We start from the raw sequence: 23,999 nt of genomic DNA on the forward strand, positions 1-23,999 counted from the left end.
CAAGCCCTCAGGCGGGGTTGGCGGCCAGCCACTGCGCCACGGCTTGTACCCGGGCCTGGTGGATCAGGTCGCCGACCTGCGGGCCGGCAAGGCCCTTCGCTGCAATGTCGCGCGTGACCACCGATTGGGCTGCGGCCAGCACCGCCAGCAGGCGCGGGCGCTGGGGATAGGGGTTTTCTTCCATGCCCAGCCGGCCGCGCGCGTCGCATTCGCAGGCCTGCAAAATGTCGGGCAGCCGGCCCGGCTTGCGCAGCGCGTCGCAGCGCTCCAGCAGGCGCACCAGCGGGGCGGCGGTCAGCTCGCCGCTGCGGTGGATGTTGCCGTGCTCGCGCGCCACCACGTCGGCGATCTCGCGGCAGTCCACGGGCACGCGCAGGCGCTCGGCCACGTCGTGCAACAGCTCGGCGCTGCGCCGCTCATGGTCGATGTGGCGCGGCAGCATGTCGGCCGGCGTCGTGCCCTTGCCCAGGTCGTGCGCCAGGCAGGCAAAGCGCACGGTGAGAGGGGCATCGAGCCGCGCCGCCATGTCCAGCACCATCATCAGGTGGATGCCGGTGTCCACCTCGGGATGGTGCTCGGCGCGCTGGGGCACGCCCCACAGGCGCGCGACCTCGGGCAGCAGCACCTGCAAGGCGCCGCAGTCGCGCAGCACCTCGAACATGCGCGAGGGTTTTTCCTCCATCAGCCCGCGCGCGAGCTCCTGCCACACGCGCTCGGGCACCAGGTGGTCCACCTCGCCGTCTGCCACCATCTGGCGCATCAGCTCCAGGGTCTCGGGCGCCACTGTGAAGTCGGTAAAGCGCGCCGCAAAACGCGCCAGCCGCAGGATACGCACCGGGTCTTCGCGAAAGGCCTCGGTCACATGGCGCAGCAGGCGCGCCTGCAGGTCCTTGCGTCCGCCGTACGGGTCGATCAGCGTGTGCGGATCTTCGGGGCTCTGGGCGATGGCATTGATGGTCAGGTCGCGGCGCGAGAGGTCTTCCTCCAGCGTCACCTCGGGCGAGCTTTCCACCACGAAGCCACGGTAGCCGCGCCCGCTCTTGCGCTCGGTGCGCGCCAGCGCATACTCCTCGCGCGTCGTGGGGTGCAGGAAGACCGGGAAATCCCGCCCCACGGCCAGGTAGCCTTCGGCCAGCATCTGTTCGGGCGTGGCGCCCACCACCACCCAGTCGTGGTCGTTCACGGAGCGTCCGAGCAAGGCATCGCGCACGGCGCCGCCCACCATATAGATTTGCATGCGCCGGAGTTTAGCGGGGCCCGGCATTGTGAAGACGGCGCGCCACGCCGTATAGTGCGCCCCTCACCCGCCCGGCGCCCGCACCATGTCCATCTCCTCCTCCCTCTCCATCGCCCAGCTCAATCCCGACGGCAGCGTGCCGGTGCCCACGCCGCCCGACGCGGCAGCCAATGCGGCCGCAGAGGCCTTGCAGCGCGAGGCGCAGTTCGAGGCCCTGCAGACCCAGGTGGAGGAGTTGCAGGAAATCCTGGCCAAGCCGCTCACCGAAATCCTGGCCGACCGCGAGAAGTTCAAGGACGCCGCTGCCGCCTGGGACTCCTTCGGCGCCATGTGGATGCTGTCCCAGCGCGCCATGAAGCGCGTGGCGCTGGACCTGGCTGCACAGCAGGGCGTGAGCGAGGAGGAGGTGGTGGCCCGCGCCATGCGCCATGCCACCGACGTGCTCAATGGCGATGGCGAGAACCTGGGCGGCACCATCGCCGAGGCCCAGTTGGCGCATATTGCGCGGCACCGGGCCCTGTTGCGCAAGCAGTTCCGCTAGGAAAACACCGGCCGGAAAAAGCTGCGCTCGTAGCTCATGATGCAGCCCGTTTCCTCGGCATAGCGGAAGGCTGCCTGGCATTCGGCATCCTCCATGGACCGCTGGCGATAGACCTCGTAGGAGGCCAGGCTGTCGAAGGTGAACAACGCCAGCGCGATGTTGTTCGCGCCCTCGCTGGGCATGAAGTAGCCGTGGTGCTGTCCGCCGAACTTCTCGACCAGCGGGATCCACAGCTTGCCGTAGTGCTCGAATTCCTTGAGCTTGCGGGTGTCGAGCACGTAGCGCAGGTAGATGGTGACGGCCATGCGCTGCTCCTCAAACGTGGCGCAGGCGGTAGGGCTCCTCGAAATCGAGGAAATCCTTCTCGGCCAGGGCGTCGTCGATCCAGGCCTTGACGCCGGGCAGGGCGCGCACGCGCTGCACATAGGCGGCGATCTGCGGGGGCAGTGGAAGGGCGTAGCTGTGCAGGCGCATGCACACCGGGGCAAAGTAGGCGTCGGCAATGGTGAACTCGCCGAAAAGCAGCGGGCCGCCATGCTCCTGCAGCAGCGCGCTCCACATGTCCATCAGGCGCTGCACGTCGGCACGCACGCCGGCCTTGTCGCGCCAGATCAGGGCCCCGGTCTCGGCCAGATCGGCCTCGATGTTCATGGGGCAGTTGCCGCGCAGGGCAGTGAAGCCGCTGTGCATCTCGGCGCACACGCTGCGCGCGCGGGCACGCGCCTTCGCATCCGTGGGCCAGAGCTTTTTGTCGGGATGGGTTTCGGCCACGTACTCGGCAATGGCCAGGGTGTCCCAGATGAGCAGGTCGCCGTCCACCAGCACCGGCACCTTGCCCGTGGGGCTCACGGCGCCGATGGCCCGCTTGAACTCCGAATCGGCGTCGAAACTGTCGAAGCGCACGCGGATTTCTTCGAAGTCGATGCCGGCCTGGCGCAGCAGCACCCAGGGGCGCATTGACCACGAGGAGTAATTCTTGTTACCGATGTAGAGCTTGGGCATGGTGGCCTCAGGTGGTGGCAATAGGGGCAAGACTTCCATGCTAACCCTGCGCAGGCGCCCGCATCAATGACTGATACAGGGGCTTTTGATGCGATTCGTGCATCAAAGCCAGTCTTGCCCCTCTTTTTTGTGCATATAGCAACGGGGGGTGCGGCACAATTAGCCGCTTTGCGGGCAGTTTTCTCTTTCGATCCATCCGGATCGGCGCGGGTGATGCGGTCGTCGTCTTTTTTGTACTTTTTCTTCAGGGCCCTGTGCCTGTTGACTCTGGTGGCTACGCTGCCCCTGGCCGCCCAGGCTGCGGCAGAGCGCGATGTGCCGGCCCTCGTTTCGTCGAAGGCCGGGGGCATGCTGATCGTGCCATTCATGGGCATGTTCGAGGACAAAGGCCGTGTGCTGGACATCGAGCAGGTGCGCACCCCGGAGAACGAGGCCCGTTTCGCCTACCCCGACAACCCGCTGAAGGGCGCCGAGTCGGACCGCGTGCTGTGGTTTCGGGTGCGCCTGCAACTGGCCGACCCGGCGGATGCCCTGCGCGAGTTTTTGCTGCTGGTGCCGACCGTCTCCACCCACGAGCTGCGCTTTTACGGCCCCTACAACGCCCAGGGCGGCGCGCTGGCTGCCCCTGTGGTCACAGGCATGCGCCACCCCTGGGCCACGCGACCCGCGGACTCGGAGCAGATGGCCTGGCGCTTCAGCCTGCCTGACGACCAGATCTACACGGTGTACTTCCGTGTCGAATCGACTTTTGCGCGCTTCTACGCGGCCCGTGTCTGGGACCTGGCCGACTACCTGCAGGACACCCAGGACAAGCGCATGTTCGACGGCGTGTGCTACGGGCTGCTCATGGGCCTGGCGATCTTCAGCACAGTGATGCTGATGGTGTTTCGCGAGAGTATCTACGCCTGGTACCTGGTGTCGTGCATCGGTGCGCTGCTGGCGCTCGCGGGCTTCAACGGGCACACGCTGCGCTACCCCTTTGCCCACTGGCCGGCCGCAGCGGGCTTCTTCTACAGCCTGGCGCCACCGCTGTGGGCCATCTCCAAGCTGATGTTCGGCCGCAGCCTGCTGCGCCTCGCGGACTATGCGCCCCGGGTGGACAAGGTGGTGCTGGCGATGGTGGCGGCGCTCGCGCTGGCTGCGGTCTACGGCCTTCTGGGCTCGCATCCGCTGTGGCTGTTCCGCATGGTGCAGGGCTCGGTAGTGGCTTCCACCGTGGTGCTCACGGTCGGTGCCGTGATGGCGATGCGGCGGCGCTACTGGCCGGCGGTGCTGTACAGCGCGGGGGTGACCATCTTGCTGCTGGGCATCTGCGCCATCGTCGTGGCCAGTTGGGGCTGGGTGGCCTGGACGCCCCAGCAGATGGACATGACGCAGACCGTGCTGGTGGCCGAATCCATCGTCTTTGCTGCGGCCATGGCCTCCCGGGTTCGCCTGCTGCGCCGATCCGAGGAGGCGCTGACCGTGCGCACCCAGGAATTGGTCGAGGCGCTGGGCACCGATGCGCTCACTGGCGCCGCCAACCGTGCGGGTCTCACCAGCCATGGCGAAGCCGCCGTGCGCGGCGGCCAGCCGTTCGCGCTGCTACTGCTCGACCTGGACGGCTTCAAGGGCGTCAACGACACCTATGGCCACGCCGCAGGCGATGCCGTGCTGGTGGCCATGGTGCGCCGCCTGCGCACCCAACTGCGCACGGGTGACCTGGTGGCACGGCTCGGTGGCGACGAATTCGCCGTGCTGATCGCAGGCAGCCCGTCGCGCGACATGCTGGCCGCCATGGCCCGGCGCATGGCGGCCAGCGCCGCCGAGCCACTGGTCTTCGAGGGCCGCTCGCTCGTGGTCGGCATGAGCCTGGGCATTGCCTGCCACCCGGCGGATGGCCGCACCCTGGCTGAGCTGTTGCGCGCCGCCGACAGCGCCATGTACACCTGCAAGCGCCGTGCAGCCGGGGGAGACTGCTACGCTTTTGCGTCGGAGCTTGCGGGTAGTCCATGACCTGCGCCACCTGCCCCGGGGCACGGTGTGCTGCAGGGCCGTTAAACTAATGCACCGCCTGCCCATGGCATTTTCGGGCAGGCGCTGTCCTTGTCTTTTTGAATGGAATGCGAATGAACCCCGCTCCCGAATTCGATCTGTTCGGTGAAGTCCCGATCGCCCCGGCTTGCACGCCAGCGAAAACCAGCCCGGCGAGCCTGAAGGTCAAGAAGACAGCCAAGGGAACGCTCAGCCCGGCGCAGCAGCGGTTCAACAAGTTGCTGGCAAGGGTGGACAACCTGGGACGGCAGATCCTAGATCTGGAACAAGTCGCTGGCCGGCTGCGGGGGCCCCATCTGGAGGAAATGTCGAAGCTCGAACATGGCATGGCGCTGACGCAGTCCGCCATGCTGCTGTTCCTGCATGAGCGCCTTCAGCGCAAGGGTTTGACGGTGCCGCAGCAAAAATCCGCGCGTGCCATCGTGCAGAGCCTGTTGCCGCAAGTGCGAGGGGAGATGGACGCCGGACAGTGGGACACACTGTTTGCGGAATACTTTCCGCCCGAGATGCAAGCACAACAGGCGCAGCAGCTGCAGGAGGCCAGGGACGACGTTCTGGATGCAGTGGAGGATTTTCTGGGGCGCCCCCTGGACCGGGAAACCTTTGACCACGCGGATTCTCCGCAGGAGTTGCTGGAGGCCGTGATGCGCCGTATGCAGTCCGAGCAGGAGCCGCCGCGCCCTCGGCCGGGGCAGCAGGCCCGGCAGCGCAAGGTGGACCAGCAGATGCAGGATGCCAAGGCCGCGATGCGCAGCATCTATCGTCAACTGGCCAGTGCCTTGCACCCCGACCGGGAGCCGGACGCGGCGGAACGCGAGCGCAAGACGGTGTTGATGGGCCAGGCCAATGCTGCGTATGAACGTGGGGACCTGACCACTTTGCTGCGCCTGCAGTTGCAGGCCAATCGGATGGATGAGGACAGTATTTCCCGCCTGGCCGACGAAAAGCTGGCCGAACTGACCTTGCTCCTGAAGGAGCAGGTGGCGTCGCTGGAGCAGGAGCTGGCCATCGCGGAGCAGCGCCTGGGCGATGAGCTGGGCGTTGCGGTTTCCGCCAGGATGAATGAACCCTTGCTGCAGCTGCGGCTGAAGCTGTTGCAGAACGATCTGGCCGACACCCTGCTGGTCATGCAGCACGATCTGGAGCGGGTGCGCGATGAGGCCGAACTCAAGCGCTGGCTGCGCGAGCAGGCAGCGCTGGCCCGCAAGCAGGAACGCGACGATGCGTCCCTGCTGATGCAGTTCGGCGGCTTTTACTGAGCCATTTTTCGACGGCTCAGTGTTTCCGCGGTGGTCAAATCGGCCAGACCACCCCGTTGTCATTCAGGATCGCATCCAGTGGCAGGTCGTACGACTCCGGCTCGAAATCGTCCAGGTAGCCATTGGTGAAGCCCAGCCCCACGGTGAAGGGCTTGGGCTGCAGCGTGGCCAGGGTGCGGTCATAGAAGCCCCCGCCATAGCCCAGCCGATAGCCGCCGGGCGCATAGCCTACGCAGGGCACGAACAGCAGGGTGGGCACGATGACCTCGGTGTCCTTGGGCTTGGGGATGCCGTAGGCGTCCTCCTCCATGGGGCAGCCGGGGTACCAGGCGTGGAAGGTCAGGGTCTTGTGCTGCTTGTTGACCACCGGCAGGCCGATGCGGCGCAACTGGGGCTCGTCCAGCAGCTCTCCGTCTTCCTTCCAGCGGTGCAGGGCAGGAAGCGGGTCGAACTCACCCTTGATGGGCCAGTAGGCGCCTATCACCGTGTCGGGCCGGTTCACGAGCCAGATGCGCATCACCTGTTGTAACAGGTCGGCCCGTTGTAGGCGATCTGGCAGGTTCAGGCGTTCTTCTATCAATGCGCGCCGCAGGGCTGCTTTGTCCATCAGATAATTCCCCCATGCAATTGCTTCAGATTTTGACACCGCTGCTGGTCAGCGCCGTGCTGGCCACCGCCGCGCCCCTGGTCCAGGCGCAAACCAAGGCCGACGATACCCTGTTGGAGATGCAGCAGGCGTTCAAGCGGGGCGACCGCAAGAAATTAGAGCAATTGTTGCCCGCCGCGCGCGGCCACGTGCTGGAACCCTGGGCCGCCTACTGGGAGCTCAGGCTGCGCCTGGCCGAGGCCTCGCCCTCGGAAATCCAGTCCTTCATGCAGCGCTATGCCGGCAGCTACCAGGAAGACCGCATGCGCAACGACTGGCTGCTGCTGCTGGGACAGCGGCGCGACTGGGCCCAGTTTGCCGAGCAGCACCCCAGCTACCGCATGTCCGACGACCGCGAGGTGCGCTGCTACGCCCTCTTGATCGACGACATCAAGGGCAGCGCGCCGGCGGCTGCGGCCGAAGACGTCAAGCGCAACTGGTATGCCCTGCGCGATAACGACGACGGCTGCACCCACGCTGCCAGCCAGCTGTACGCCAACAAGAAGCTCAGCGCGCTCGACGTCTGGCGCAAGGCCCGCTTCGCGGTGGATGCCAACCGGCCGCGCGTGGTGCGCAATGCCGTGGAGATCGTCGCACCCGATGCCGTGGCCCAGGTCAAGGAGCTGATGGACGCGCCCACCAAGTACCTCACGGGCCGCGCCACGGCCCGGGGCCAGGTGCGCCAGGAGCTGGTGACGCTAGCCCTCGTCAAGCTCGCCTCGGGCGATCCGGACAACGCTGCCGCCCAGCTCGACAGCAAATGGAGCGTGCACCTCTCGCCCGAGGAGCGCAACTGGGTCTGGGGCGTGATCGGCAAGCAGTTGGCCCAGAAGCTGTCGTCCGACGCCAATGGCCACTTCGCCAAGATCACCCGGGACGCCGATCTCAACGACGACCTGCTCGGCTGGAAGGTGCGCGCGGCCCTGCGTGCCGGCCAGTGGAAGGTGGTGCGCAAGGCCATCGACGCCATGAGCGAGGAAGGCCGCCAGGACAGCACCTGGGTGTACTGGAAGGCCCGCTCCCTGCTGGCCGGCAAGCCCAGCGAGGCCGAGCGCGCCGAAGCCCGCCAGCTGCTCGAAGGCATTGCCAGCACGCGCGGCTTCTACGAGCAACTGGCCACCGAAGAACTGGGCCAGCGCATCACCATGCCGCCAGCACCTGCGCCGCTCACGGCCGAGGAAAAGGCGGCTGCGCGCGCCAACCCCGGGCTCAACCGGGGGCTGTATGCCATCTTCATGGGGCTGCGCACCGAGGGCGTGCGCGAGTGGAACTACGCCACCAACCTGCACATCCCCGGCGGCATGCCGGACCGCGAGCTGCTGGCCGCCGCCGATTTCGCCTGCGCCCGCGAGGTCTGGGACCGCTGCATCAACACCAGCGAGCGCACGCGCAGCCTGATCGAGACCAGCCAGCGCTTTCCCACGCCGTTTCGCAACGCCGTGGTGGAGCGCGCCAATGGCATCGGCCTGGACCCGGCCTATGTGTACGGCCTGATCCGCCAGGAGAGCCGCTTCATCATGGACGCGCGCTCGCACGTGGGCGCTTCGGGCCTGATGCAGGTGATGCCCGCCACTGCGCGCTGGACGGCCAAGAAGATCGGCATGAACAACTTCACGGCCGAGCAGATCAACGACCGCGATACCAACATCGCCATCGGCACGGCCTACCTCAAGCTGGCCCTCGACGATTTCGCGGGCTCCATGCCCATGGCCGCTGCGGCCTACAACGCCGGCCCCGGCCGCCCGCGCAGCTGGCGCAACGGCCCGGTGCTCGATGCCGCCATCTGGGCCGAAAACGTGCCCTTCGGCGAAACCCGTGACTACGTGAAGAAGGTGCTGGCCAACACCACCAACTACGCCGCCATGCTCACCGGCCAGCCGCAGTCGCTCAAGAGCCGGCTGGGCACCATCGGCCCGCGCGATGCGGCGGCCCCCGAGGTGAACAAGGACCTGCCCTGACCGAAACAGCCCCGAAGGGGCTGTTTCACTTCATACCTCCGACCACATGCGCAGGAGGTTGTGGTATTGCCCGGTGAGGGACACGGTCTCTTCGGTCTCGCCCAGGCGCGCACGCAGCTTCTGGATGGTCTGGTCCATCTCGAACAGCATGGCGCGGCGTGCATCGTCGCGCACCAGGCTCTGCACCCAGAAGAACGAACACACGCGCTCGCCGCGCGTGACCGGCTCCACGCGGTGCAGGCTGGTGGACGGGTAGAGGACCATGTCGCCCGCAGGCAGCTTGACCTCGTGCGTGCCATAGGTGTCCACCACCACCAGCTCGCCGCCCTCGTAGTCCGCGGGTTCGCACAGGAACAGCGTGCACGACAGATCGGTGCGCAGCGCCGCCCCGTGGGGCAGGGGGCGCACGGCGCCATCGACGTGCAGGCCATAGGTCTCTCCGCCCGCGTAGCGGTTGAACAGCGGCGGCACGGTGCGCAGCGGCAGCGCCGCGCTGAAGTACATCGGATGCGCGGCCAGCGCCTGCAGCACGGTGCGCCCCTGCTCCAGCGCAACGGGGGAGTTTTCGGACAACTGCCGGTTGTTCTTGACCTGCGCCCCTTGCGCGCCCACGGTGGCCCGGCCGTCCACCCAGTCGGCGGCATCGATGGCCGCGCGCATGGCGCGCACCTGCTCGGGCGTGAGGACGTTGGGGATGTGCAGCATCATCGCGATAGGTCTCCAAAAATGGGAAGGCCCCGGGGTTGCCGGGGCCTTGATGGTAGACAGAACTCAGCCTGTCACCTTGCGCTGGGTCAGAACGTGAAGTTGGCCGTCAGGCGCGCCGAGCGGGGGATGCCCGGCGTGTAGCGGTAGCCACTCTTGTTGATGGCCGCCACGTAGTCCTTGTCGGCCAGGTTGTACACATTGAGCTGGATGTCCAGGTTCTTGTTGATGCGGTAGGAGGCCATGGCATCGAACACCCAGTAGGCCTCGGTGTAGGCGGGTGTGCCCACGGCGCCGTCGGTGCCGCGCAGCAGCTTGCCGGCATAGCGCGCGCCGCCGCCCACCGTCAGGCCGAAGGGCAGGCGGTAGGTGGACCATAGCGTGAAGGCGTTCTTGGGCGTGTAGGCCAGTGCCGTGCTGCCATCGGCCGTCTTGGGCACACCGCTGAGCACCTTGGTATCCATGGTGGTGTAGCCTGCACTCAGCGACCAGTCGTTGGTGAGGGCGCCGATGGCGGTCAGCTCGATGCCCTGCACACGCTTCTTGCCAGTCTGCACGAAGTTGGCAGCGTTGGTGGGGTCCGTTTCGATGTCGTTGGTGACATCGGTGCGGTACAGCGCGCCGGCCAGGGCCAGGCGGTTGCCCAGCACCTCCCACTTGGTGCCGACCTCGATGGTCTTGGCCTTCTGCGGGTCGAACTTGGGGTTGGCTGCATTGTTGACGGCCACGCTCAGCTGGTTGTTGGCGCCGCCCGGGGGCTGTGCCGACGTGGCGTACAGGGCGTACACGCTGCCGTTGCTGGCGGGCTTGTAGACCACGCCGACCTTGGCTCCGATGAGGGTGTCGGACAGGCTGACCGCCGACGGCGTGAGCACGCCGGCCGGCAGCGCGCCTTGCGTCACGGCATCGAAGTCCGTCTTGAACCGGTCCACGCGCAGGCCGCCCGTGATCTGCCACTCTGGCGACAGCTTGGCCGTGTCGAACAGGTAGGCCGCCACGGTGTTGGTCACGCCCTTGGACCATGTGCCGTTGGCGATGCGGTTGAAGCCGGTCACGTTCGGATTGGGGTTGTACAGGTTGGCCGCTGGCATGGAGCCTGCGGGCGCGTACGTGGTGCCTACACTGGCAAAGCCCTGGCCGTAGTAGCCCAGGTTGCTCTGCTCTTCACGCGACAGCTCCAGGCCTGCTGCGAGATCGTGCTGCACCGAACCGGTGTTGACCGTGGTGGTCAGGCTGGTCTGGTTGATGGCGATCTTGTTGGTCTGGTTGACGTTGGTCGGCAGGTTGCGCGTCACCGTCCAGGTGGAGGGATCGTTCGGGTTGGGCGTGGCCAGCAGGGCCGACGCGGCGGTGAGCGCACCGGTGGCGGGGAAGCCGCCGCCCATGAAGGCCGTCAGTCGGTAGTCGTTGTGCGTGCGGCCAAAGCGCGTGGTGTTGCGCAGCTTCGTGCCCGAGGCGAAGTCATGCTCGATGCGCGCCGTGACCATGTCCATCTCCACCTTCGCGAAGTCCGAGTTGGTGCCGTAAAAGTTGCTCGAATCCACGCGCCCTGCAGTGTTCAGGAAGGTGCGGCGGTTGGCCAGTGCCAGGGCGTCCGGCGAGGTGTAGCCGGGCAGGCCGATGGTGGGCACGCCGCCGTCGGGCACGTTGTCCTGGTTGACGTGCAGGTAGTTCAGGAACACGCGCGTGGGCGAGTTCAGGCCCAGCGCCAGCGACGGCGCAATGCCCCAGCGCTTGTTCTTGACCAGGTCGCGCCCGGCGACGCCGGAGTCCTCGCTCATCACGTTCAGGCGGAAGGCGGCACCTGGGTAGGCCTCCAGGGCCTTGTTCCAGTCCACCGTGCCACGCTTGTACGAGGCGCTGCCTGCGCCCAGCGATGCGCCGAAGCTGTTCTCCAGCGTGGGTTGCTTGCTCACCAGGTTGATGGCACCGGTGGGGGAAGTGCGACCCGTGTCGGTACCGGCCGGGCCCTTGACCACTTCGACCTGCTGGATGTTGAACACGTCGCGCGAGACCGATCCCAGGTCGCGCACGCCGTCCACGAAGATGCTGCTGGAGCTGTCGAAGCCGCGCATGTAGATCGCGTCGCCGGTGCTGGTGTTGCCGTTCTCTCCAAGATAGAAGGTGCCGGCGCCAGGGGTATTGCGCAGGGCTTCGGTCAGGGTTGAGGCGGCCTGCTCGCGCAGCACCTGCTCCTTGACCACCGAAATGGTCTGGGGCGTGTCCAGCAGCGGCTGGGTGAACTTGGGCGAGGAGACGGCATTGGCCTTGTAGTTGTCGGCGGCCGATTCGACCTTGACTTCCTGCAGCGTGCCGCTGCTGGCGGCGGTCTGTGCCTGGGCGGGCATGCCCAGGGCCACGAGGGCGGCCGTTGCTGCCATGCCGACGGGGTGTTTGCGGCTCTTGATGTAGGTGGTGTTGTGCGCCATGAAAGTATCCGTAGGAGTGAGAAACCGGAACTTGGCTGGCTGCAGGAACAACAGGCACGCGGAGAATGCGGCGTGGCAATGTCGGTCGAAGGTGGCTGGCTGAGAACCCGCGCAGCCGAACGTACCGATGGCTTGCAGGAATATCAAATGATAACAATTATCATTTGATCGAGGTTGCACATGGCTGCATCCAGTCCTGCCGACACCTGAAGATGGTCGAGAAATGTGGCGATGCAGCAACAGCGTGACGCGCAGGGGGCCCAGAAGGGCTTGAGGAGCCGCCTCCTCTGGCAAAGGCAACGGGTGCGACGTGACCCAGGCGTCAATTTCAGGCGTTGTGCAGCAACTCGCCGCGGCGCACGGCTGCGCCTGAGCGCACCAGGTCGTCCATCAGGCCCTGCAGCCAGTCGTCCTGGCCCTGGTCGCCAAAATGGCGCGCATGCAGCATGCCGAAGTACGGCGTGGCGAGCGTCCAGGCCGTGAGGTCGGCCAGGCTGATCTGCTGCCATTCGAGCAGCTTGTACTTGAGCAGCACCTTGGCGGCGTAAAGCGCATGCTTGTGCGGGTTGCGCACGAAACCGTCCAGGCGCCGGCGTGCGCCCTCGATGGCGCGCGGTGCATCGGCAAACACCGGGCCGTGGCCCGGAATCACCGTGCGCGGCGCCAGGCGCTCGATCAGGTCCAGCGTGGCACCCACCTGGGCGAAGGCATCCTCGCCTTCGAGTTCGGGGAAGACCACGCCGAAACCGTTCTCCCACAGCGCATCGGCCGAGATCAGGATCGCATCGCGCGGTTCGAACAGCACGACGGAATGCGTGTCGTGCCCCGGCGCGGCATGCACCTGCCAGGTGCGGTCGCCCAGCAGCACGCAGGAGCCGGGATCCAGCAGTGTGTCGGCACGGAACGGCGGGCATTGCTGGCCGGTGGGCGTGTAGCTCAGCGCGCAGGCGTCCCACTGGCGCACGTGGCGGGCCTGCCCGGGGGGGATGGAAGTGAGCACCCGCGGCCAGGTCTTTTGCAGTGCGGCGTTGCCGCCGCAGTGGTCGCTGTGCAGATGGGTGTTGAGCACCCGGTCCAGCGGCCTGCCGCCCAGGGCCGCCTGCACCAGGGCCACGGTCTGCTCGGCATGGCTGCAGTAGCCGGTGTCCACCACGGCGGTGTCGTAGTGGCCGATGAACAGGATGTTGTTGGCCGACAGCCAGCCGCGTTCCAGCACGGCGATTTCAGGGGGCAGAAAGGGCGCGGCAGAGGCTGGCGTGGGCATCAGGAGGGGACTGGCAGATGGCGTGGCGCAGCGGGTGGCCCGCTGCTGCGATCTGTCAGCCTAACCCAGCGCAAGCGTCTGCCGGGTTATCCAAAACCCGTGCGTTACCGGGCAGATTGCATCAGAACGTCACACCAGCGCACAGGATCACGTTCGCATAGGGCGTGCACTCCCCCGTGCGCACCATCACGCGGGCCTCGCGGCACAGGCGCTTGAATTCTTCGTGCGGCACTGCCTCGGGCGCCACAGGCAGGGTGCACCAGCCGGGCAGTGCCCCTGCGCCACGCTCCACGGCCTCGCTGGCGATCAAGGCGCGTTCGACCTGCATTTCGGACAGCACGGCCTGCAACACGTCGGCCACCGCCGGGATGCCCGGCGTCAGCGCCAGATCGATGCGCCGGGGGCCAGGCGGGATGGGCAGGCCCACGTCTCCGATCACCAGCATGTCGCCATGGCCCAGGCAGGCGATGGCGTGGGAGAGTTCGGCGTGCAGCAAGGTGGTGCGTTTCACAGCGGGATCCAGTCGGGTGGTTGCGGGCTTGCCGCCACGGCGGCCCGGGTGGGGATGGAGGGCTGGGCCCCCGCCTGCGTCACGCACAGTGCGGCCGCGCGAATGCCATCCCGCACGGCGGCGTTCAGCGGCTCGCCGCGCGCCAGGGCCACGGCCAGTGCGCCGAGGAAGGTGTCGCCTGCGGCGGTGGTGTCCACGGCCTTCACGGCCATTCCGGGGTGGTGCGTGCTGCCCAGGGTGTCGGCGGCCACGGCGCCGGCGGCGCCCAGCGTGACCACCACCTGCGCCGGCCCCAGGCCGCGCAGCGTCTGTGCGGCCAAGGCGGCGTCGGCCACGGTTTCCACGGCAGTGCCTGCCAAAGCCGCCGCCTCCACCTCATTGACCACCAGCGTGTGCACCAGCGGCCACAGGCCCTCGGGCAGGCTTTGGATGGGTGAGGGGTTGAGCAACACGCGGCAGCCGGCGGCAAACGCCTGCCGCGCGGCGGACAGCACCTGGGGCAGGGGGGTCTCGAACTGCAGCACCAGGCTGTGGGCCTGGGCCAGCACGGCGCCGAGGGCCTGCGTGTCGAGTTCGAAGCGGCCATTGGCGCCGGGTACGACGACGATGCGGTTCTGCCCGGTGGCTTCCACGGTGATGGCCGCCACACCTGTGGTCTCTGTGGGGTCGGTCTGCACGCCGCTGTGGTCGATGCCGTCCTGTGCCAGGCTGGTGCGCAACGTATGCCCGTAGGCATCGCCGCCCACGCGGCCGAACAGGTGCACGCGGGCGCCCTGGCGTGCGCAGGCCACGGCCTGGTTGCCGCCCTTGCCGCCAGGCACCAGGTGCAGTGCCTGGGCCAGCACCGTTTCGCCCGGGCCTGGCGCTTGTGCCACCTGCAGCACCAGGTCCATGTTGAGGCTGCCCACCACCGCGATGTTGGGTGTGCCGTGCTTTGCCGCGGCCGTCATGGCTGGACCTGTGCCGTGGAGGCTCGTACGCGCAGCTCCGGCTGCAGCATGACCTTGCGCGCATCCTGGCGCTTGCCGTCGATGCGTTCGAGCAGCATGTCCACCGCCAGCGCGCCGATGCGCTGCTTGGGTTGGGCCACGGTGGTCAGCGGCGGGCTGGTGAAGGCCGTGAGCTCGATGTCGTCGAAGCCCACGATGGACAGGGCCTCGGGCACGCGCAGGTCACGCTCGTGCGCTGCGCACAGCGCGCCCATGGCCATCAGGTCGTTGCAGACGAACACGGCGGTGGGCGGCTGCTGTGCGCGCAGCACGGCATGCATGGCCTCGTAGCCGCCCTGGCTGGTGAAGTTGCCGTGCCACAGCAGGCCTTCGCCCGTGCCGCAGCCGGCATCGGCCAGCGCGGCGCGCCAGCCGGCAATGCGCTGCTCGCTGGGCGCAATGCCCTCGGGCCCGCCGATGCAGGCGATGCGCCGGTGGCCCAGCGACAGCAGGTGGCGCGTGGCCAGCAGGCCGCCCTGCATGTGGGCAGTTTCTACCAGGTCGCAGGGCTGCTGCTCGGCCAGCTCGATCTCGCGGTCCACCAGCACCGTGGGGATGGACAGGCCCGCCAGCTGCGTGGGCAGCGTGGCGTCGTGCCCGGTGGAGACGACGATCAGCCCGTCGATGCGGCGTTCGGCCAGCACCTGCAGGTAGCTGCCCTGGCGGTGCGCCTCGTCGTTGGTGTTGCACAGGATGAGGTTGTAGCCCGCTCCGAAGCAGCGGTCTTCCACCGCGTGCACGATCTCGGCGAAGTAGGGGTTGGAGCTGTTGGGGATCAGCATGCCCAGCGTGCGCGTGTTGTTGCTCTTGAGGCTGCGTGCAATGGCGCTGGGCACGTAGCCCAGGGCGCGGATGGCTTTTTCGACGCGCTCGCGCCCCTCGGGGCTCACGTGGCGTGTGCCATTGACCACGTGGGACACCGTGGTGACCGATACGTCGGCATGCCGCGCAACGTCCTTGATAGTAGCCATGGAGAAAATGGTGAGACAGGGAATTCGTGGGGAGATGGAAGGTTCAGGCCGCCGCGCGCCGCTGGCGCAAGGTGTCCACGATGACCGCCGCGACGATCACCACCCCCGTGATGATGCGCTTGCTCGGCTCGCTGGCACCCACCTGCGCCAGGCCGGCCTCCAGCACCGCAATGATCAGCACGCCAAAGGCGGTGTTCACCACCGAGCCGCGCCCACCCATCAGGCTGGTGCCGCCGATCACCACGGCCGCGATCACCTGCAGCTCCATGCCCGTGCCGGCATTGGGGTCGGCCGCCTCCAGGCGTGCCGACTGCATCAACCCGGCCAGGCCGGCCAGCAGACCGGTCACGGCGAACACGATGACGCGGATGGGCCGTGGGTCCACACCGGCCAGGCGCATGGCCTCCTCGTTGGTGCCAATGCCGACCACGCAGCGGCCGAACACCGTGCGCGTGAGCACCAACTGCGCCACTACCACCAGCGCCAGCGCGATCATAAAGGCCACCGAGATGCCGCCGAGCATCGGCGCGGACAGCCATGAGATCGCGTCGCCCACGTACTGTGTGCGCGAATCGGTCACCACGTAGGCCCCGCCGCGCACGGCCTCGAGCATGCCCAGCGAGACGATGAAGGACGGCAGGCGCCACGCCACCGACACGGCCCCGGTCACGGTGCCACAAATCAGGCCCGTGGCCAGCGCCAGCAGCGCGGCGGCAGGCACGCTCCATTTCCACTGCACGATGGCTGCGGCCGAGGTGGCGGCGGCCAGCGCCATCACCGAGCCCACCGAGAGGTCGATGCCGGCGATGATCAGCACGAAGGTCATGCCCACGGCCATCACGGCCAGCGCCGGGATCTCGTTGGCGATGGTGACGAAAGTCTCCACGCTCCAGAAGTAGTCGGAAAGGGTGGAGAACAGCGCCACCATGCCCGCCAGCACGGCCATCAGCCCGAGGTAGGTGCCCAGCTGGCTGCGCCAGGCGGGCGTGGAGCGGGGTGCTGCAACAGCGACAGCGGCAGGGGATGCGGGGGCGTTCATACGGTGGCGGGACTGGAAGAGGATGAGTGGCCAGGGGCTTCGCGGCCACCGGGCTCGGAGAATGCAGCGGCCAGCAGCGATTGCTCGGACCACTGCCCGCGCTCGAACACGGCCACCAGGCGGCCGGCGCTCATCACGCCGATGCGGTCGGCCATGGCCATCAGCTCGCGCAGGTCGGACGAAACCATGAGCAGTGCACGCCCGCTGGCGGCCATGCGGTCGAGCTCGCCATAGAGTTCGGCGCGTGCCCCCACGTCCACGCCACGCGTGGGTTCGTCGAGCAGCAGCACCCGGCCTTCGCGGTGCAGCCAGCGTGCGAACACCACCTTCTGCTGGTTGCCGCCCGAGAGCGTGCCCACGGGTTGTTCGGGGCTGCGGCAGCGAATGCCCAGTGTCTGGACGAATCCCTGCACCAGGCGGTTTTCCTTGGCGCGCTGCAGCCAGCCTGCGCGGGAGATGGTGGAAAGATCGGACAGCGTGGCGTTGATGCGGATGGACTGGCCCAGCAGCAGGCCCTGGGACTTGCGGTCTTCGGTGACCAGGCCCACGCCGGCCGCGATGGCCTGCATCGGTGAGGCAAAGCCGCGTTGCAGTACGCGCGGCGCGGCGCCTTCCGCAGTGTCAGGATCAGGGTGCAGGGTGACGCTGCCCCGGTCGGCGCGGTCCGCGCCGAACAGCAGCCGCACGAGTTCGGTGCGGCCCGAGCCCACCAGGCCCGCAATGCCGAACACCTCGCCAGCGCGCAGCTCCAGGCTCACGTCCTGCACCGCCGTGCCCCGGCCGATGCCCTGGGCGCTCATCACCACCGGGCCGGCGGCGCGGCGCGGGCGGTGCTCCAGGTCGCTGACGGAGCGGCCCACCATGCGCTGCACCAGGTCGTCCTCGCTCATGCCGGCCATGGGGCGCGCGTCCACCAGGCGGCCATCGCGCAGCACAGCCACCCGGTCGGCAATGCGGCGCAGCTCTTCCAGGCGGTGCGACACGTAGACGATGGCCACACCGCGCGCCGTGAGGCGCGCGATCTGGTCGAACAGGTAGCTGGTCTCGCGCGGGGTGAGCATGGCCGTGGGCTCGTCGAGCACCAGGATGCGTGTGTCGTCCTGCAGGTTGCGCGCAATCTCCACCATCTGCTGCTGCCCTATGCCCAGCTGCGACACGGGCGTGGCGGGGTCGATGCTGTCCAGGCCGATTTTGGCCAGTTGCGCGCGCGCAGCAGTATGCAGTGGATCGCGCCGCAACCAGCCCGCGCGGTGCGGCAGGCGGCCCATGAGCAGGTTCTCGGCCACGGTGAGCGTGGGCACCAGGCCCAGCTCCTGCATCACCATGCGCACGCCCAGGCGCTCGGCCTCGCGGCGCGAGGCAGGGGCGTAGGTCTCGCCGGCCAAGCGCATGCCGCCGCGCGTGGCCGATTCCAGCCCGCAGACGATCTTGGACAGGGTGCTCTTGCCCGCACCGTTCTCCCCCGTGAGCGCCAGCACCTCGCCGGCGTTGAGCGCGAGCGTGATGCCGTCGAGCACGGTGGCGGTGTAGTCCTTGCCCACTGCGTCGATGCACAGCAGCGGCGCGGCAGGGGCTTGGGAGGCAGGTCTGTTCATATCGTCCAGCGGCTGGGAGTGGCGGCTGAGAGCGGCCGTTTACTTGCTGCCCTTGGTGACCAGCACCACGTCGGTCTTCACCTCGGCGGGCAACTGGGCCTGGGGCGTCTTGGCGGCAATCGCCTTTTGCGCCAGCTCGATGCCGAACACGGCCTGCTTGGCGGCGTACTGGTCGGCGGTGGCCAGCACGCGGCCGTCGGCCAGCATGGGCTTGATGGCGCCGATGTTGTCATAGCCCACCACCTGCACCTTGCCCGCCTTGCCCGCGGCCTTGACGGCGGCGACCACGCCCAGCGCCATGCTGTCGTTGCCGGCCAGCAGGGCCGTGAGGTCGGGGTGCTCGCGCAGCATGCCGGCGGCCACGGTGTTGCCCTTCTCGATTTCCCACTGGCCCGACTGCACGCCCACCACGGTGATGCCGGCGGCCTGCATGGCATCCTTGTAGCCCAGGGTGCGCTGCTGCGCGTTGAAAGTGGTCGACACGCCCTCGATGATGCCCACCTTGTCGCCCGACTTGAGGGACTTGGCCAAGTGCTCGCCCACCAGCTTGGCGCCGGCGCGGTTGTCCGGGCCGACGAAGGGCACGGTCAGGTTCTTTTCCTTCAGGGCATCGCCGTCCAGCCGGTTGTCGATGTTGACCACGATGATGCCCTTGTCCACGGCGGCCTTGACGGCCGGCACCAGGGCCTTGGAGTCGGCCGGGGCGAGCACGATGGCGCTGACCTTCTGCGCCACGGCCTGCTCGATCATCTTGATCTGCGCAGCCGTGTCGGTCTCGTTCTTGATGCCATTGGCCACCAGCGTGTACTCGGTGGCGTGGGCCTTCTGGTGCGCCTTGGCGCCGTCTTCCATGGTGCGGAAGAACTCGTTGGCCAGCGACTTCATGACCAGCGCGATCTTGGGCTTGTCCTGCGCCCAGACGGGGCTGGCAAGCATGCCGCCGAGCACGGCAATGGCGGCGGCGGTCTGAACGGAACGGCGGGTGAACTGCATGGTGTCTCCTGTTGGAATGGTGGGCAAGGCACGGCCACCGAAAAGCCGCGCGAAATTGCGCGAGAGCCCCGGTGGCGTACCAAGCCAGTGCTGTGTCGCCTGGCAATCATAGCGCCCGCAATCGTTTGCGCAAACGATTGCTAATCGGGGATTACCCTAAAAAGTGCGATGCGCGAAGCGCAGTCGAGGTGCCTCGGGACGCATCCACTGGGCATACCGGGGAGCCGAAAAAAAGGGCGCCGAAGCGCCCTGGAAAATGGGGTGGCCAGCGCCGGCCGAGGTGCTATGCCGTGGGCGCGCGCAGCTCGCGCCGCAGGATCTTGCCCACATTGCTCTTGGGCAGTTCGTCGCGGAACTCGATGTACTTGGGGCGCTTGTAGCCGGTCAGGTTCTCCTGGCAGAAGCGGGCCACGTCTTCCTCGCTCAGGGCCGGGTCGCTCTTGATGACGAAGATCTTGATCGCCTCGCCCTGCTTCTCGTCGGGGATGCCGATGGCCGCGCACTCCACCACGCCGGGGCACAGCGAGACGACCTGCTCGAGTTCGTTGGGGAAGACGTTGAAGCCGCTGACCAGGATCATGTCCTTCTTGCGGTCGATGATGCGCGTGTAGCCGCGTTCGTCCATGATGCCGATGTCGCCCGTGCGCATGAAGCCGTCGGCCGTGAAGGCCTTGGCGTTCTCCTCGGGCTGGTTGTAGTAGCCGGTCATCACGTTCGGGCCGCGGATGCAGATCTCGCCCGATTCGCCCTGCGCCAAGCTGTTGCCTGCGTCGTCCTTGATGGCAATGTCGATGCCCGGCAGCGGCAAGCCGATGCTGCCGCTGAACTCGGTGTTGGTCACCGGGTTGTTGGTGCCGATGGCGCAGGTTTCGCTCATGCCCCAGCCCTCGATCATGGTGCTGCCCGTGAGCTTCTGCCATTGCTTGGCCGTGCCCTCCGACGCGGCCATGCCCCCGGCCTGCGACACGCACAGGTGCGAGAAGTCGAGTGTGCGGAACTGCGGGTTCTGCAGCAGCGCGTTGAACAAGGTGTTCACGGCGGGCAGCATGTGGAAGGGGCGCTTCTTGAGTTCGGCCACGAACTTGGGGATGTCGCGCGGGTTCGGGATCAGCGTGAGGCTGGAGCCCTGGCGGATGGCCAGCAGGCACAGCGTGAGCGCGAAGATGTGGTACAGCGGCAGCGCAGCAATGCTGTTGGCGCGGCTGAGGTCGCCGACCTTGGACAGGGCGGGGGTGAACCAGGCCTCGGCCTGCAGCGTGGCGGCGACGATGCAGCGGTGGGTGAGCACCGCGCCCTTGGACAGGCCGGTGGTGCCGCCCGTGTACTGCAGGAAGGCGATCGAGTCGAGCGTGGCCTGGCTGGGCGCCAGCGTGCGGCGCTCGCCCAGGGCGAGTGCCTTCTTGAACGGGACCACCTTGCGGCCGTTGGTCAGCGGCAGCTCGTAGGCCGGCACCATCTTCGCCAGGTGGCGCACGGCAAACGTGATCCAGCGGCCGAACCACGGGCCGAGCAGGTCGCCCATCGAGGCCATGACCACATGCTTCACGGCCGTGTTGTCGATCACCTCGGCCAGCGTGTGGGCAAAATTTTCCAGGATCACGATGGCCGTGGCACCCGAGTCCTTGAGCTGGTGCTGCAGCTCGCGCGCGGTGTACAGCGGATTCACGTTCACGCAGGTGTAGCCGGCGCGCAGCACGGCGGCCATGGTCACGCCGAACTGGGGCACGTTGGGCAGCATGATGGCCACACGGGCCCCGGGCTCAAGCCCCAGGCCCTGCAGGTAGGCGCCCATGGCGCCGGACAGGCGATCAAGCTCGCCGTAGGTCATCCACTGGTCCATGCAGACCGAGAAGGGGCTCGATGCGTTCTTGCGGAAGGACTCCTCCAGCATATGGGCCACAGAGCGGTATTGCTCGGGCTTCACGTCGTGCGGGACGCCCGGGGGGTAGCTCTTGAGCCAGATCTTTTCCATGCGCTTTTCCTTGCTCGCCAGTAAGTGTTGGGCACAGATTGTCAAAGCGCGAGGGGGCAATCAGCTATCGGGCTTGTCCTAGGGTGCGGGCCAGTTCGGTCCCCGAGGTGACAGCATCGCCGTCGAACAGCAGGTGCATCAGTGCCTGCTCGCGCTGCTCGATGGTGGCCAGGAACTGCTCGACCGCGCCGCGCTGGCGTGCCAGCTGGCCGAAGGTGTCGAACCCGGCTTCGAGAAACTGCTGCAAGGCACCCATGCCGGCTGCCGTGGCAGGCCCGCGCATCATGCGCAGCATGGTGCGCAGGCCGGGCGTGCGGGTCAGGCGCGCCAGGTCGCGCCCCATGGCCAGCACCCGCGCCAGTTGCTGCTCGCGTCCGGTGCGCTGGCCCACGGCGCGCCATGCGGCGGCGTAGCGGGGGGCTTCGGGTGCGGCGGCATCGGCCTGCAGCCAGGCGCGGCCCATGTCCTGGTCCAGGTTCTCGGTCTGGGCATGCAGCACGGCCAGCGCCACGGCGGTGTCCACCACGGGGCGGGGAAACATGGTCTGCAGTGTCCCTGCGATGCGGGCGAACTGCTGGTCGCGGGCCGTGTAGTCTTTGTCGCTGTAGAGCTCCTCCAGAAAGAAGCGCGCTGCCGGACCAAACGCGGGCGACGCCATCAGGTCGGCATAGGTGCCGGCAAAGCGGCGCGCCTGCAGCGTTTTGACGGTGGCCACCACCGCCCCCAGGGGCACGTCCCCCGTGCGGTGCAGGCGCAGCGCGTTGACATCGGCAATGCTGTCGCGGATGGTCTGGGCCGCGTCCATAGGTCCGTCTCCTGAGGCCGCACAATGCAGCGACGCCATTAGAACCTGTTCAAAATGGTCTTGCACAGCGTCGTTGACGGGAAACAACTCCATTCAAATCATGATTGCGCACGGGCAAAAAATCCTTCTCCTGATTCTGGCGCTGGCTGAAGCCGCCTGGCTGGCCTGGCAGTGGCCACAATCCCCCGCGCGGGCGCTGGCCGGTGCGCTGTTGCCCCTGGCCTTGTTCTGGCTGGTGATGGCCATCGAATTCGTGCTCATGCACCGGCTCAATCGGCGCGAAGTCGCACCACGGGCGCGCCTGTCCCAGGTGGTCGGCGCCTGGTGGGCCGAGATATGGGTGTCCCTGGTGGTGTTCTGCTGGCGCCAGCCGTTTCGCCACCAGGCGGTGGGGGACTGGCTGCCGGGCCAGGCGACGGGCCGCCGCGGCGTGGTGCTGGTGCACGGCTTCATGTGCAACCGGGGGCTGTGGCTGCCCTGGTATGCGCCGCTTCGGGCGCAGGGCCATGCCCATGTGGCGGTGAACCTGGAGCCGGTGATGGGCTCCATCGACGACTATGCCGCGATCATCGATGACGCCGTGCTGCGCGTGACGGCTGCCACCGGCATGGCACCGGTGTTGCTGTGCCACAGCATGGGTGGCTTGGCGGTGCGCGCCTGGCTGCGCGTGCATGCGGCCGATGCGCGCGTGCACCGCATCCTGACCCTGGGTACGCCGCACGGCGGCACGTGGCTCGGGCGCTTCAGCCGCGCCGTCAACGGCCGCCAGATGAGCCTGGCAGGCGACTGGGTGAAGGGCCTGCTGAGCGTGGAGCCGCAGGGGCGGGCGCAGCGCTTCACTTGCTGGTACTCCAACTGCGACAACATCGTCTTCCCGGCCAGCACCGCGACCCTGGTGGGGGCGGACAACCGCTTCCTCGACGGCCTGGCGCATGTGCAGATGGCACTGCACCCCGAAGTGATGGCTGCCTGCCTGGCAGAGATCGGCAAGGACTGACTTGGCCCTGGCGCGGCGCGCCAGCCCAGCCGCTTATTCGATCTTGATCTTCGCGGCCCGGATCAGGAACTCGTACTTGCTGTTTTCCGAGCGCACGAACTGCGCGAACCCGTCCAGCGTGAGCTCCTCGGGGGTGATGCCCATCTGCTTGAACTTCTCTTTGCCGGCCGCCGACTGCATGGCGGCCGTGAAGGCCGCCGCGTAGCGCTGCGCATCGGTTTGCGGCAGCGATGCCGGTGCGAACAGCCCGAACCAGGTCGAGACGTTGAAGCCCTGCACGGCATCGTTGATGCTGGGAACCTGCGGCAGCGCGTCGCTGCGGCTCAGGGTGGTCACGCCCAGCGCGTGCAGCTTGCCCGAGCGGATGTGCGGCAGCGCCGACGCGAGGTTGTCGAACACCATCAGCACCTGGCCAGACTGCAGCGCTGCCAGAGCCGGGTTCGAGCCCTGGAAGGGCGTGTGGCCCATCTTGGTGTTGGTCAGCGACTTGAACATCTCGGCCGAGATATGGCCGATGCTGCCGTTGCCGCCCGAACCGTACTTGGCCTGGTCGGGGTTTTTCTTGAGGTACTGCACCAGGTCGGGCGTGGTCTTGATGCCCAGCTTGGCTGCCTGCTCCGCGTTCACGACCAGCACGTTGGGTGTGCGGGCCACAAGTGCGATGGGCTTGAAGTCCTTGATGGCGTTGTACGGGAAGTTCTTGTACAGCCAGGGGTTCACTGCATGGGTAGCCACGGCGCCCATCAGCAACTGGTTGCTGCCGGCCGGTGACTTGGCCACCAGGTCGGCGCCGGTGCCGCCGCCGGCGCCGGGCTTGTTCTCCACCTTGATGGCTCCCAGTTGCGCAGCTGCGCCTTCCGCGATGATGCGGGCCGAGGTGTCCAGAGGGCCGCCCGCAGGGTAGGGCACCACGATGGTCATCGGGGCGGAAGGGGTCTGGGCCATGGCGGCGGTGGCCGCCATGGCCAGGGCCACACTGAACAAGGTGCTACGGAGCGACATCGGGATCCTCTTGATTTCCGGAGTGCGCAGTATATGCACGTGTACAGGGT

21 protein-coding genes are annotated in these 23,999 nt (G+C 67.5%); 5 read left to right on the forward strand and 16 right to left on the reverse strand.

The features are described from left to right. Window positions 1–7 precede the first annotated feature (7 nt). The gene (locus ACSQ3Y_RS05330; protein ID WP_436176647.1) at window positions 8–1,237 is read right to left on the reverse strand and encodes a multifunctional CCA addition/repair protein; all 1,230 of its coding nucleotides are present in this window, start codon (window positions 1,235–1,237) and stop codon (window positions 8–10) included. 85 nt (window positions 1,238–1,322) lie between these two features. On the opposite strand from ACSQ3Y_RS05330, the gene ACSQ3Y_RS05335 reads away from it, so the two are divergent. Next, complete coding sequence (locus tag ACSQ3Y_RS05335) at window positions 1,323–1,778, forward strand: hypothetical protein (RefSeq protein ID WP_057266408.1); 456 nt, start codon at window positions 1,323–1,325, stop codon at window positions 1,776–1,778. On the opposite strand, the gene ACSQ3Y_RS05340 is transcribed toward ACSQ3Y_RS05335, so the two are convergent. After that, window positions 1,775–2,083, reverse strand: coding sequence for an NIPSNAP family protein (locus ACSQ3Y_RS05340; protein WP_057199988.1), 309 nt, complete (start codon window positions 2,081–2,083; stop codon window positions 1,775–1,777). The genes ACSQ3Y_RS05335 and ACSQ3Y_RS05340 overlap by 4 nt on opposite strands. Window positions 2,084–2,093: 10 nt before the next feature. Then, window positions 2,094–2,780 carry a glutathione S-transferase family protein gene (locus ACSQ3Y_RS05345; protein WP_057266407.1) on the reverse strand — a complete coding sequence of 229 codons (687 nt, stop codon included), beginning with the start codon at window positions 2,778–2,780 and terminating at the stop codon, window positions 2,094–2,096. A gap of 270 nt (window positions 2,781–3,050) precedes the next feature. Between ACSQ3Y_RS05345 and ACSQ3Y_RS05350 the strand changes: the two genes are divergently transcribed. Both ACSQ3Y_RS05350 and ACSQ3Y_RS05355 read left to right on the forward strand, forming a co-directional pair. After that, complete coding sequence (locus ACSQ3Y_RS05350) at window positions 3,051–4,775, forward strand: diguanylate cyclase (protein ID WP_235514235.1); 1,725 nt, start codon at window positions 3,051–3,053, stop codon at window positions 4,773–4,775. Window positions 4,776–4,888: 113 nt separating this feature from the next. Next, window positions 4,889–6,073, forward strand: a complete 1,185-nt coding sequence (locus ACSQ3Y_RS05355) for a hypothetical protein (RefSeq protein WP_436176648.1) — start codon at window positions 4,889–4,891, stop codon at window positions 6,071–6,073. A gap of 34 nt (window positions 6,074–6,107) precedes the next feature. On the opposite strand, the gene ACSQ3Y_RS05360 is transcribed toward ACSQ3Y_RS05355, so the two are convergent. Next, complete coding sequence (locus ACSQ3Y_RS05360) at window positions 6,108–6,680, reverse strand: 5-formyltetrahydrofolate cyclo-ligase (protein ID WP_057266404.1); 573 nt, start codon at window positions 6,678–6,680, stop codon at window positions 6,108–6,110. A gap of 14 nt (window positions 6,681–6,694) precedes the next feature. On the opposite strand from ACSQ3Y_RS05360, the gene ACSQ3Y_RS05365 reads away from it, so the two are divergent. Continuing rightward, complete coding sequence (locus ACSQ3Y_RS05365) at window positions 6,695–8,677, forward strand: lytic transglycosylase domain-containing protein (RefSeq protein WP_057199993.1); 1,983 nt, start codon at window positions 6,695–6,697, stop codon at window positions 8,675–8,677. Between the two features lie 30 nt (window positions 8,678–8,707). Here ACSQ3Y_RS05365 and ACSQ3Y_RS05370 read toward each other — a convergent pair whose 3' ends face one another. The 11 genes from ACSQ3Y_RS05370 to ACSQ3Y_RS05420 form a co-directional block, all read right to left on the reverse strand. Next, the gene (locus ACSQ3Y_RS05370; protein ID WP_057199994.1) at window positions 8,708–9,385 is read right to left on the reverse strand and encodes a Fe2+-dependent dioxygenase; all 678 of its coding nucleotides are present in this window, start codon (window positions 9,383–9,385) and stop codon (window positions 8,708–8,710) included. Between the two features lie 86 nt (window positions 9,386–9,471). Next, a complete protein-coding gene (locus tag ACSQ3Y_RS05375; protein WP_436176649.1) occupies window positions 9,472–11,811 on the reverse strand; it encodes a catecholate siderophore receptor Fiu in 2,340 nt (779 codons plus the stop codon). A 328-nt stretch (window positions 11,812–12,139) separates the two neighbouring features. Further along, window positions 12,140–13,075: an MBL fold metallo-hydrolase gene (locus ACSQ3Y_RS05380; protein WP_436176650.1), complete on the reverse strand. Its 936-nt coding sequence runs from the start codon at window positions 13,073–13,075 to the stop codon at window positions 12,140–12,142. A 121-nt stretch (window positions 13,076–13,196) separates the two neighbouring features. Next, window positions 13,197–13,586 carry a D-ribose pyranase gene (gene rbsD, locus ACSQ3Y_RS05385; protein WP_436176651.1) on the reverse strand — a complete coding sequence of 130 codons (390 nt, stop codon included), beginning with the start codon at window positions 13,584–13,586 and terminating at the stop codon, window positions 13,197–13,199. Continuing rightward, entirely contained in the window at window positions 13,583–14,536 is a 954-nt protein-coding gene (gene rbsK / locus ACSQ3Y_RS05390; protein WP_436176652.1) for a ribokinase, read from the reverse strand. Before rbsK ends, rbsD begins: the two co-directional genes overlap by 4 nt. After that, window positions 14,533–15,546 carry a LacI family DNA-binding transcriptional regulator gene (locus tag ACSQ3Y_RS05395; RefSeq protein WP_057266397.1) on the reverse strand — a complete coding sequence of 338 codons (1,014 nt, stop codon included), beginning with the start codon at window positions 15,544–15,546 and terminating at the stop codon, window positions 14,533–14,535. The genes rbsK and ACSQ3Y_RS05395 overlap by 4 nt, the downstream gene beginning before the upstream one ends. A gap of 43 nt (window positions 15,547–15,589) precedes the next feature. Next, a complete protein-coding gene (locus ACSQ3Y_RS05400) occupies window positions 15,590–16,585 on the reverse strand; it encodes an ABC transporter permease (protein WP_436176653.1) in 996 nt (331 codons plus the stop codon). After that, window positions 16,582–18,180, reverse strand: coding sequence for a sugar ABC transporter ATP-binding protein (locus ACSQ3Y_RS05405; protein WP_436176654.1), 1,599 nt, complete (start codon window positions 18,178–18,180; stop codon window positions 16,582–16,584). Before ACSQ3Y_RS05405 ends, ACSQ3Y_RS05400 begins: the two co-directional genes overlap by 4 nt. Window positions 18,181–18,219: 39 nt before the next feature. Beyond that, window positions 18,220–19,173: a sugar ABC transporter substrate-binding protein gene (locus ACSQ3Y_RS05410; protein ID WP_436176655.1), complete on the reverse strand. Its 954-nt coding sequence runs from the start codon at window positions 19,171–19,173 to the stop codon at window positions 18,220–18,222. A 283-nt stretch (window positions 19,174–19,456) separates the two neighbouring features. Next, window positions 19,457–21,145, reverse strand: coding sequence for an AMP-binding protein (locus tag ACSQ3Y_RS05415; protein WP_057200003.1), 1,689 nt, complete (start codon window positions 21,143–21,145; stop codon window positions 19,457–19,459). Between the two features lie 64 nt (window positions 21,146–21,209). Next, window positions 21,210–21,950 (reverse strand): FFLEELY motif protein, encoded by a 741-nt coding sequence (locus ACSQ3Y_RS05420; RefSeq protein ID WP_057266393.1) that lies wholly within the window; start codon window positions 21,948–21,950, stop codon window positions 21,210–21,212. Window positions 21,951–22,050: 100 nt separating this feature from the next. Between ACSQ3Y_RS05420 and ACSQ3Y_RS05425 the strand changes: the two genes are divergently transcribed. Then, complete coding sequence (locus tag ACSQ3Y_RS05425; RefSeq protein WP_436176656.1) at window positions 22,051–22,947, forward strand: esterase/lipase family protein; 897 nt, start codon at window positions 22,051–22,053, stop codon at window positions 22,945–22,947. A gap of 33 nt (window positions 22,948–22,980) precedes the next feature. Here ACSQ3Y_RS05425 and ACSQ3Y_RS05430 read toward each other — a convergent pair whose 3' ends face one another. Beyond that, window positions 22,981–23,949 (reverse strand): Bug family tripartite tricarboxylate transporter substrate binding protein, encoded by a 969-nt coding sequence (locus tag ACSQ3Y_RS05430; protein ID WP_057200006.1) that lies wholly within the window; start codon window positions 23,947–23,949, stop codon window positions 22,981–22,983. Window positions 23,950–23,999: the final 50 nt, after the last annotated feature.

Origin of the sequence: Acidovorax sp. LjRoot66 (genome assembly GCF_964253305.1) — a bacterium.
In the GTDB taxonomy this organism is placed as follows: domain Bacteria; phylum Pseudomonadota; class Gammaproteobacteria; order Burkholderiales; family Burkholderiaceae_C; genus Acidovorax.